Origin of the sequence: Nostoc sp. 'Peltigera membranacea cyanobiont' 213 (genome assembly GCF_002245975.1) — a bacterium.
GTDB lineage: Bacteria > Cyanobacteriota > Cyanobacteriia > Cyanobacteriales > Nostocaceae > Nostoc.
In genome coordinates this window covers 1-10,431 of the sequence record NZ_NOLI01000204.1, presented here as the reverse complement: position 1 = coordinate 10,431, position 10,431 = coordinate 1, and the positions used below count along the sequence as shown (strand labels likewise).

Annotated in this window: 7 protein-coding genes; 2 read left to right on the top strand and 5 right to left on the bottom strand. The window is 42.4% G+C overall.

Annotated elements, in window-relative coordinates:
• Positions 1 to 75: 75 nt before the first annotated feature.
• Positions 76 to 1,359, bottom strand: coding sequence for a serine hydroxymethyltransferase (gene glyA / locus CDG77_RS31735; RefSeq protein WP_094333185.1), 1,284 nt, complete (start codon positions 1,357 to 1,359; stop codon positions 76 to 78).
• Between the two features lie 334 nt (positions 1,360 to 1,693).
• Here glyA and CDG77_RS31730 point away from each other — a divergent pair, with 334 nt between their 5' ends.
• Positions 1,694 to 2,440 carry a hypothetical protein gene (locus tag CDG77_RS31730; protein WP_094333184.1) on the top strand — a complete coding sequence of 249 codons (747 nt, stop codon included), beginning with the start codon at positions 1,694 to 1,696 and terminating at the stop codon, positions 2,438 to 2,440.
• A 211-nt stretch (positions 2,441 to 2,651) separates the two neighbouring features.
• On the opposite strand, the gene CDG77_RS31725 is transcribed toward CDG77_RS31730, so the two are convergent.
• On the bottom strand, positions 2,652 to 5,432 hold the full coding sequence (locus CDG77_RS31725; protein ID WP_094333187.1) for a M16 family metallopeptidase: 2,781 nt from the start codon (positions 5,430 to 5,432) through the stop codon (positions 2,652 to 2,654).
• Positions 5,433 to 5,940: 508 nt separating this feature from the next.
• On the opposite strand from CDG77_RS31725, the gene CDG77_RS31720 reads away from it, so the two are divergent.
• Positions 5,941 to 6,423: a hypothetical protein gene (locus tag CDG77_RS31720; protein ID WP_223270089.1), complete on the top strand. Its 483-nt coding sequence runs from the start codon at positions 5,941 to 5,943 to the stop codon at positions 6,421 to 6,423.
• A 151-nt stretch (positions 6,424 to 6,574) separates the two neighbouring features.
• Here CDG77_RS31720 and CDG77_RS31715 read toward each other — a convergent pair whose 3' ends face one another.
• From CDG77_RS31715 to CDG77_RS31705, 3 genes are all read right to left on the bottom strand, one after another.
• The gene (locus CDG77_RS31715) at positions 6,575 to 8,644 is read right to left on the bottom strand and encodes a prolyl oligopeptidase family serine peptidase (RefSeq protein ID WP_094333183.1); all 2,070 of its coding nucleotides are present in this window, start codon (positions 8,642 to 8,644) and stop codon (positions 6,575 to 6,577) included.
• 519 nt (positions 8,645 to 9,163) lie between these two features.
• Positions 9,164 to 9,379, bottom strand: a complete 216-nt coding sequence (locus CDG77_RS31710) for a DUF2839 domain-containing protein (protein WP_094333182.1) — start codon at positions 9,377 to 9,379, stop codon at positions 9,164 to 9,166.
• A 240-nt stretch (positions 9,380 to 9,619) separates the two neighbouring features.
• On the bottom strand, positions 9,620 to 10,431 hold an 812-nt coding region (locus CDG77_RS31705; RefSeq protein WP_333783406.1), incomplete at its 5' end, for a helicase C-terminal domain-containing protein.

Genomic DNA, 10,431 nt, shown 5'->3' with positions numbered 1-10,431 from the left:
CATTAGGAATGGGGAATGGGGAATGGGGAAGAAGAACTATTTACTAATGCCCAATGCCCAATACCCCATGCCCAATTATGCTAGCGCTGGTACAGGAATTTCCAGGTGAGGATATAGGGGGAAGCGATCGCACAATGCTGCTACCCGTTGCCGACAATCTTGGGTTACTACGTCGGAATCTGGAGAAAGCAGGCGATCGCTAATAATATTTGCAATCTCGGTAAATTCTGCCACTCCTAAGCCCCGCGTGGTCATTGCTGGCGAACCTAACCTCAAACCACTAGTAACAAATGGTGATTGCGGATCGAAGGGAATAGTATTTTTGTTAGCAGTAATATTCACAGTACTGACTAGCTGATCCGCTCGCTTGCCAGTTAGATTTACAGAGCGTAAATCCACGAGGATTAAATGGTTATCAGTGCCATTTGACACTAATTTTAAACCCCGATTTTGTAGTTGTTCTGCCAAAGCACGAGCATTTTCAATCACTTGGGCAGAATAGGTTTTAAACTCAGGCTTTAGGGCTTCTCCAAAAGCCACTGCTTTACCAGCAATTACGTGTTCTAATGGCCCGCCCTGACTGCCAGGAAAAACTGATTTATCTAGCTTTTTACCTAGTTCTGCGTCGCTGGTCAAGATTAAGCCACCTCTAGGGCCGCGGAGAGTCTTATGGGTAGTTGTTGTGACTACATGACAATGAGGAATGGGATCGGGATGAAGACCAGTAGCAACTAAACCAGCGATATGAGCAATATCGGCAAGTAAGTAAGCGCCGATTTCATCAGCAATACTACGGAACTTTTCAAAATCAATTATCCGGGGATAAGCTGAATAACCACAAATTAAGAGCTTAGGACGCTCCTTCAGCGCCAGTTCTCGAATTCGATCGTAGTCAAGTTGTTCTGTTTGTTGACTAACCCCGTAGTGGCTAACTTGAAACCACTTACCTGAGAAATTTACAGGTGAACCGTGGGTGAGGTGTCCCCCATGAGACAAATCCATCCCCATAATTTTGTCCCCTGGTTGCAGCAGCGACAGGAACACGGCAAAATTAGCTTGTGCGCCAGAATGAGGTTGGACATTCGCATGAGCAGCACCAAATATCTGTTTAGCGCGATCGATCGCTAGTTGCTCGATTTTGTCGATAAACTCACAACCGCCATAGTAGCGTTTACCAGGTAATCCCTCGGCATATTTATTTGTCAGTACTGAACCTTGAGCCGCCAGTACCGCCGCGGAGGTAAAGTTTTCACTAGCAATCAACTCCAAGTGATCTCGCTGACGCTGTAGTTCGTCGTTGATTAACTCCGCGATCGCTGGATCGGTGGAGGAAAGAAAGTCTGAATTAGTCTTAGTCACTTCAATTATCCTTATGGAAATTTGTACAACGGCTGATTTTGTTTAGGCGCAGCACCTAACAGCTCTACAGAGGCGATTAATCGTCTCCGTATTCTAGAGGTTTTTTTGTGCCAACTTATTTATTATTAGGCGCAAGCTTGATTAATGCATTAATTATAATAACCTTGCTTTTTGAAGCTGCGCTAAATAAAACTGCTTGCGTAAGCGTAGCCCGACGGAGACATCGCTCTTCCATCGGCCCGGTTTGGCAATTAACTGTCGGGAATACAACGCTTGTAGAACATGACTGCGAACTTCTACCCTAGAAAACTTAAGCAGTCAGGATTTTTGACAAATGAAAAATTGTTTGAAACTTACCTTTGACAGCGGACAAACAGCATTAGCTATTCGAGCCGATCGACAAGCCGAATTACCAGATGCACTTAAGCAAATAGGGCTTGATGGTTCGCGTTCTGTTTTAGTCGTGGTGGGGGGTGCAAGTAACATCAGTGAAGCCGACTTTCTCCGCATTCAACGATTATTTACGGAAGTTTTAGCCCCGATCGCCGAAAATTTGGGGGCTTATGTTGTGGATGGAGGTACGAATGTGGGAGTCATGCAACTAATGGGTAAGGCTCGTACCCAGATAGGTGGTAAGTTTGCTTTGATTGGTGTAGCACCCGAAAATAAAGTGGCTTTACCTAATCAAAAAGAACCTGCTCCTGATTTGACATTATTAGAGCCAAACCATACTCATTTTGTACTGGTTCCTGGCGATAATTGGGGCGACGAGTCTCCTTGGATATCTCACGTTGCAATTGTGCTAGCTAATAACGCACCTTCGCTGACTGTACTTTTAAATGGTGGTGAGATTACCTTTGAGGATGCGTTTTCTAGCATTAATACTGGAAGGTTAGTTGTTGCGATCGCTGGTAGTGGTAGAACCGCAGATATCCTTGCAGATGCCTTGCGTGGAGAGGCTACTGATGAACGAGCCAAAAAGTTAGCTAAATCTGGTATATTACAATACGTCAACTTAATCGATATAGATAAGGGAGTTGAAAATCTAGGCAAAATCATTAAAGATTTGCTTTCTAATTAGGAGTAAATAATGGCAAAAAAAGATAGTTATCAAGAATTTTTAAAGGCAGATTTTAACAAGTTATTTGAAGGTATAACTAATATGGAAGAAAAGAAAGAAGAAAAATAAAATTGACAAAATAAGATATAGCAAGAATCATTAAACTTTTGATTTTAGATTTTGGATTGAAGAAAAAATCCCAAATCCAAAATCTAAAAATTAGCTGAGGTAATTAACCGCCCTTGGGTGCAACATCTCCAGGACCTGCGGTGACAATTACTAGATTTTCTGGCTTAATTAAATCCTCAATTACCTTTTGTATCTGAGCCATAGTGACTGCTTGAATCTGCTGGGGAAAGTCTCGGATTTCCGATCGCGAAAGTCCCAAGACAGAATTATCCAAAATGATGCTTGATACATCACTGGGATTAGCTAAATCCACAGGGTAGCTATTAGTAATTGAGCGTTTTGCCGTATTCAATTCAGCTTCAGTTACTCCTTGCTCGCGCAACTGTTTAAGTAAACCGAGAGTACTGGCGATCGCTTTTTGGGTATCTCCAGGAGCAGTCTGCATCTGAATCAAGAACGGGCCGGGATTGATTCCGGCAGCAAAAGCACTATAAATACCGTAGGTTAGACCAAGGCGATCGCGCACTTCTGTACCCAAACGGCTCGATAAGGTATCACCACCCAAAATCTGATTCAGTATTACTGCTGCATAATAACGCGGGTCTTTCCGAGAAATACCGTTGTAGCCGATGTAGGTAACAGCTTCTGCTTTACCAGGAATTACTTTGTTTAAACGTGTCGAAGTTTGTGGGAATGGCACGGATGATATTTTTAGCATAGGTGGCTTACCTGTGACTTGCCATTTGTCAAACGCCTGATTCAGCAAAGTTTTTACCTTAACTGGATCGAAGTCTCCAACTATTGCGATCGTTGTGCCATCTGGTCGGTAGTGTGTCTGGTAGAAGCCAAGCAAATCATCACGAGTAATGCCCTTTAAGCTATCGAAGGTGGGAAAGCTATGGAATGGATGATTTTCAGGGTAAATTGCCTGCTGGAATACTTGTCTTCCCAGTCCTCTGGGGTCATCTAGCTGGACTTTGAGACTTGTCAGTGCCCGTTGGCGACTCAGTTCTAACTGTTCGGCAGGGAAAGTGGCATTTTGTAACACATCTGCCAGAGTTTGAATCAATATCGGCAGGTTCGCAGAAAGTCCCTCACCGCTAACGTTAACTCCCTCGCGGCTGGTACTGAAGTTCAAACCGGCTCCCCGATCTTCTAAGGTTTTTGCTAGGGTAAGAGCATTTTTAGTCTTTGTCCCATTCATCAAGTTAGCCGCAGTCAGATTCGCTAATCCAGCTTTTTGATTGCCGTCAAATTCAGTACCAGCGTTAATTTGTCCACTTAGGTTAATGGTGGGGAGGCTGCGATCGCCTAACAACAGAACCCGCAAACCATTATTTAAGGTAAACTCTTCTGGTAGTGATTGTTTGGCCGAATCTGTAGTTGATGTGGCAGGTGGAAGATATTTAGCCAGTTCTGCCGGATCTACAGGTTTACCGGGGCTGAAATTTTCTACCGTCCGCCCAGAACCACCAGTAGAAGTCCCTGGTTTCCCATCTGGTTGAGTTGGCTCAAAGAAGCCGATGGTTTGTTTAGCCGGATTTAGATAAGTTTTGGCAACTTGCTGGACTTGGGCTGGGGTGACTTTAGCGATCGCAGCCAGATACTTTTCAATAAAATGATAATCACCTGCGATCGTTTGGTTATACGCCAGTTGGGTAGCTTGACTTGTGATATCTTGATTACCCAAGATATACGAGGCTTGCAGTTGCGTCTTCGCCCGGTTCAATTCTTCTGTGGTCACTGGCTGCTGTTGCAACTTTCCTAAAGATTCTTGAAGCACCTGGGCAATTTTCCCTAACTCTTGACCCGGAGCCGCCGTAGCACTAATGTCATACCAACCTGGTTCAATGAGTTCGGCAGCACCACCACTTACTGAACTAGCGAGTCCAGATTCTACCAAAGCTTGATAAAGCCTAGAGCTACGTCCACCTGTGAGAATAGCATCCATCACATCAATTGCCGGCACATCAGGATGTTTAATATCTGGTAAAGGATACACAGCTTGGAGTAGTGCCGCACTTCCAGGTTGTTTCAAAACAATGGGTGCTTTTTTAGTAGTAGAAGCAACTGGAGAAGACGGGGCGACGTTTGCCCGTGTCCTTTTTTCCTCGTTTCCTCGTTTTGCCAACTTCCCATAAGTTTCTTTAACAACTTTGAGTACAGGTTCTGTGGCAAAATCTCCTGTAATTACCAATGTGGCATTGTCTGGGCTGTAATAGGTTTGGTAATAATTCCGCACTTGCTCCAGCGTGAATTTTTCCACATCAGCTTTTGTGCCTCCCACAGATAAGCCATAAGCTCTGGTAGGGAAAGCATCTCGCATCACTGCCCGATCGAGACGATAGCCTGGTGAATTTTCGTACCCCTGTAACTCAGAAATTACCACCCGCTTTTCACTCTTTAGTTGCTCAGTTCCAATTAAAGAGTTTTCCATGCGATCGGCTTCCAGTGTCAACAATGCTTCGAGTCTGTCTCGTTGCACCGTGCCAAAATAAGCTGTTTCGTCATAGCTTGTAAAAGCATTAAACTGGCTACCCAAGGCACTAAACAACCTGCCAAACTGCACTGGACGGGCAGTTGTACCCTTGAACATCAGATGTTCTAGCTGGTGAGAAAGGCCATTTTCTCCCTTAACCTCGTTACGCGAACCAACTTTATACCAAACTTGCACGCTGACCACTGGAGCGGTATGGACTTCCTTAGTTAGCACTGTTAAGCCGTTGTCCAATACCGTTTTTTGTACCCCTTGGGTGAATGAGACAACAGATGCAGGTGCAACTGCTGTTGGTGTTGCAGCATTGGTGAAATTGCCCGAAAACGGCACAAGACTTAGGAGCAGACTGAGAAAAAAACCTATAAATATATATGAGCGGAGCTTCATAAGCAATGCCAAATGCAAATTTCTAATTTTGAAGAAGAATCCAGAATCAATTAGTCGGGGACTCGCTACCCCAGTGCTATCCGCCAGCCATACAGAATTCATTTTGACTCCTGAATTCTGTTTTGACAAAACAAAACCTTAGTAATACCTTATGGAAGTCAAAAGACTTAAATTCTCGCCTTTTTTACCATTTTTAATGGTAGCTTTATTTCCCTCATGCCGTAATAGTCGGTTTTCAAGTTTACCTATTTGCAATAAACTTACTAGCAATAGCTCAAGTTATGGTATAAAAATGTCTTATTTATATCCTTTACCACTTATCTGATATTTTCAAGACAGATGTAACTTTACGCACTGTTCCGAATTTTTGTAACTATATTAATAACCATTGCAATGTGTTCCGTTTGACAAGTGTTTTGGAATATCTACCTCTACGATTGGTTTGATTCCTAATTGTCATTCCATCAGGGTAGGCTTCTCCATCAAACTAGTAATAAATTTTTGAGATATGCAAACAAGAAACTTAATTGCATCATTCGCATTAGGTATAGCTTTAGTAGCAATACCTGTATTAAAATCTCATGCCTTAGAAGAAAAAACACCGAATTTGTATAATTTAATAGGGTACAATTTCAAGGGCGATAAAGTCAGTATTAATTACTCAACATCAAGCATTACTGGTAAGCCCCTTTTCAGCTATCAAGATCGGAAACAGACATTAAACTTTCAGGGAGATGAGATCCGTAGTGTCGAAACGGAAATTGGTACGCAAGTGACTGTGACTATTAAAAAGACTGTAGATACTGGCTCCACCACATTTAGCTTGCTTATACCCCATATAAACCTGGGATATGGCAATGAAGTAAAAATTGTAACTGACGGAATCACAACATTAAATCGGTTTTCTACGATTCCTCAATTCAACCAAAGGCAGAAACAAATTTATACAATAATCCATCTTAAGGGGACAGCCCAAGCTGTTGCGTTTTAAGCACAAGAGGAATAAAGAAATAGGAATTATCCAAAACTTAAACGCTTTGGGGCAATTTATGAATTGCCCCTACCCGAAAACAAGGGTTTTGCTTATGGAGATAATGTAGTGCGTTACACTGCGTTAACGCACTCTACAAATAAATCAACCTTTAAACTTCAACATTCAAAGCACGCACCAAAAAAGCCCATTTATCTGCGGCTTCTTCGATAATTTTAGCTGTGGGTTTACCCGCGCCATGTCCTGCCTTAGTCTCAATTCTAATTAGGGTTGGCGCATCACCTGCGTGAGCTTCTTGTAAAGCGGCGGCAAATTTGAAACTATGAGCAGGGACAACGCGATCGTCATGATCGGCTGTGGTAATTAAGGTTGCTGGGTAAGCTGTATCGGGTTTGATGTTGTGGAGTGGCGAATAAGCATACAACGCTGGAAACTCTTCGGGATTATCTGCTGAACCATATTCGGAAGTCCAAGCCCAACCGATGGTAAATTTGTGAAACCGCAACATATCCATCACGCCGACGGCGGGTATTGCTGCACCAAACAAATCCGGGCGCTGTGTCATGCAAGCACCAACTAATAAGCCACCATTACTACCACCTGCGATCGCCAGTTTCTCAGTCTTAGTATACTTATTTGCAATCAACCACTCAGCAGCGCCAATAAAGTCATCAAAGACATTCTGCTTTTTATCCTTCATTCCTGCTTGATGCCATTCTTCGCCGTATTCTCCACCGCCGCGTAGATTGGGCATAGCATAGATACCACCCATTTCCATCCACACCAACAGACTCACTGAAAAGCCAGGTGTCATTGAGGCATTAAAACCACCATAAGCATAGAGATAAGTGGGGTTATTTCCATCTAATTTAATACCCTTTTTGTGGGTAATAAACATGGGTACTCTAGTACCATCTTTGCTTTGATAGAAAACTTGTTTTGTTTCGTAATTATCTGGATTAAAATTTACCTGTGGCTGGCGAAAAACAGTACTTTTACCAGTTATCATATCGTAGCGATAGATAGTTCCTGGTGTAGTGAAGCTGGCGTAACTATAAAAAGTTTCGGTATCATGACGTTTCCCACCAAAACCTCCGGCTGAACCAAGTCCAGGTAATTCTACCTCACGAATAAACCCACCTTTGAGGTCAAAGATTTTAATTTGGCTATGAGCATCTTTGAGGTAATCAGCAACAAATTGATTATTAAGTATGCCTACACTTTCTAAAGTTTCTGCGGATTGGGGAATGATTTCTTGCCAATTTTCTGGTGCAGGGTTTTTAGTGTCAATAGCAATAACTTTTCCCCGTGGTGTGTTTAAATCCGTGCGGAAATAAAAGATGCTATCATCATTGTCAATAAAGCTGTAATCTGCCTCAAACTGGTTAATTAATTCTACGACTTCAGCATTAGGGTTAGTTAAATCTTTGAAGAAAACTAAATTTTTGGAGTCAGTACCCAGCCAAATAGAAATTATTAGATAGTGTCCATCTTCAGTAACACCACCACCAAAACCCCATTCTTTTTGGTTAGGACGATGATAAATTAGTACATCTTCTGACTGAGATGTTCCTAATTGATGATAGTAGAGCTTTTGATAATAGTTAACATCTTCTAATTGAGTTTTTTCATTCGGTTCATCATAGCGACTGTAGAAAAAACCTTGACGATCGTGTGTCCACGATGCACCAGAAAACTTAATCCACTTTAAATTATCTTGTAGGTCTTCACCAGTTTCAACATCGCGTACTTTCCACTCTTGCCAATCAGAACCAGAGACAGATAGCCCATAAGCTAAAAGTTTACCATCTTCGCTAATAGACAATCCCGAAAGAGCAACAGTGCCATCTTCTGAAAGTTTATTAGGGTCGAGTAAAACTTTGGGTTCGTCGTCGAGGGTTTTCAGGGTGTAGAGGACACTTTGGTTTTGCAGTCCGTCATTTTTAAAATAAAAGTAACGTTCACCTTCTTTAAAAGGGATGCCATATTTTTCATAATCCCAAAGTTTAGTAAGGCGCTGTTTAATTTTTTCCCTGGCAGGAATTTCGCTCAAGTAGCCAAAAGTAATTTGATTTTGTGCCTCAATCCAAGTCCTTGTTTCTTCAGAGTCAGGATCTTCTAACCAACGGTAAGGATCTGCAACTGAAGTACCGTGATAGTTATCGACTTGATTGCTTTTGTGGCTGGATGGGTAGGTGAAGAGTTTTTTGGAGGAGGGCATAATCTCACGTCGAAAGTGCTTCTTTACATACTACAAAAGCTGACCAAATCTACGGGAAAATTCTAAGGGAAAAGAGTAGCTGCTGGTTTACTACTAAGCACAATAAAGACTTAACTCCCAGCCCTTCCCTACAAGGCTACGTGTACACACAAGTCCTAAAAATCTAGCTTGATGAGGCTTTCCTCATTCTCATACACAGCATGGGAATGAGAGAAATAGCATTGTCAGTCGATGCAATGTGATTGTTAGTCGATACAATGCCATTGTCAGTCGATGCAATGTGATTGTTAGTCGATACAATGCCATTGTCAGTCGATGCAATGCTATTGTCAGTCGATGCAATGTGATTGTTAGTCGATGCAATGTGATTGTTAGTCGATACAATGCCATTGTCAGTCAATGCAATGCCATTTTTAGTCGATACAATGCCATTGTATGGTCAACGAGACTTGTGTTTACACTGTAGCCCTACAAGGCAAGGGGAGTAAGATTCAAAGTCTTTTAGATTAACAGCAGGATTTAGTAGACTACTTGCCACCAACCGAAGGCTGGGCCAATAAAACGGATAGTTGCCCATCCTACAGCCATAAGGATAATGCCTATCCAAGCACCACGAGTTGTCCAACTGACAAATTGTTCGCCTTGAATTTTTGTGATGGGAAGCCAAGGCAAGATTCGAGTCTCTTGACCGTATGTTTCCCCTTGTGTGGTTTTGCGACGCTTTGCTTCACCCATAATCAGCAACTCAAATTTTACTTAGGTTCTAAATTTATCTTGCCAGGAATCATCATTAAATAATTCGTAATTCGTAATTCGTAATTCGTAATTATGTTAGTGACGCGAAAAGCGAGTCTGCTTACTCCTGGAAATAAACAAGCTAGCAAGAGGGTCTTGTAGAGAGCGTCATTAGTCATTATGAATTATGATGAATCGCATTACCTTCGGAAAATGTAAATTGGGCATTGGGTATTGACTTTAAGCGGAATTTTCTTCATCGGTGTTAGTAAATAGACTGGGGTCGAGATAGTTAATGCGGGCGAGAGGACTTAAGGCGGTGAGGATTTGAGCGCCGTAGCTACGGTTAACTACACGACTATCAAGTAAAGCAACAATGCCTTGACTTTCTCGGACTGGCGCGATCGCTCTTTGTAATTCACTTAAGGCTGTCGGCAATAAATATAAACGAAACCAATCTTGATGCGATCGCTTATAAAGAGCTACCCTACCAGCTACAAGCGGATTTTCTAAAGATGGTAAAGGTAAAGTCGCAATAATTAACAGATGGGGTGCCGGCAAAACTCGCTGATGTTCTCGCCAAAATTCCCAACCGCTAATCAAAATACCATTTTCATCTAAACAAGTTTTTTCTACCTGCACCCGCGAACCAAACTCTGAAGCCAAAATTGTTGCTACTTGAGCCTTGAGTGGTACATCCCCCACCAAAACAACCGTTAACCCTGGTGCTGTAGCACTCAGACAAACCAGTGTGCGGACTTTGTGAATAAATGCCGCTTGAAATTCTGGCGTGTTAGGTAGAGGCAATTTATAGGGTACATACAGTTGAATTGCTTCCGCTTGACTCTCCGAAGAAAACTTCAGACAAGTTAAATCTTCCAAACCAAGGCGCTGTCGAAAAAGAGGAGCCTCAGTTTCTGGTTCTATGGCACTGCCAATTAAAACTACTGGTTGTCGCTGCCACAAGGGTGAGAGGATTTCTCTTAATTCCATTGGGGCATAGTGCAAAGAAAATAAACCTTGTCTATGGGCTATAGTCGCCCAGAAGAGGG

Coding starts and splice junctions, on each gene's coding strand:
- CDG77_RS31715 (WP_094333183.1), bottom strand. CDS start 8,644: ATGCCCTCCTCCAAAAAACTCTTCACCTACCCATCCAGCCACAAAAGC.
- CDG77_RS31730 (WP_094333184.1), top strand. CDS start 1,694: ATGAAAAATTGTTTGAAACTTACCTTTGACAGCGGACAAACAGCATTA.
- CDG77_RS31720 (WP_223270089.1), top strand. CDS start 5,941: ATGCAAACAAGAAACTTAATTGCATCATTCGCATTAGGTATAGCTTTA.
- CDG77_RS31710 (WP_094333182.1), bottom strand. CDS start 9,379: ATGGGTGAAGCAAAGCGTCGCAAAACCACACAAGGGGAAACATACGGT.
- CDG77_RS31725 (WP_094333187.1), bottom strand. CDS start 5,432: ATGAAGCTCCGCTCATATATATTTATAGGTTTTTTTCTCAGTCTGCTC.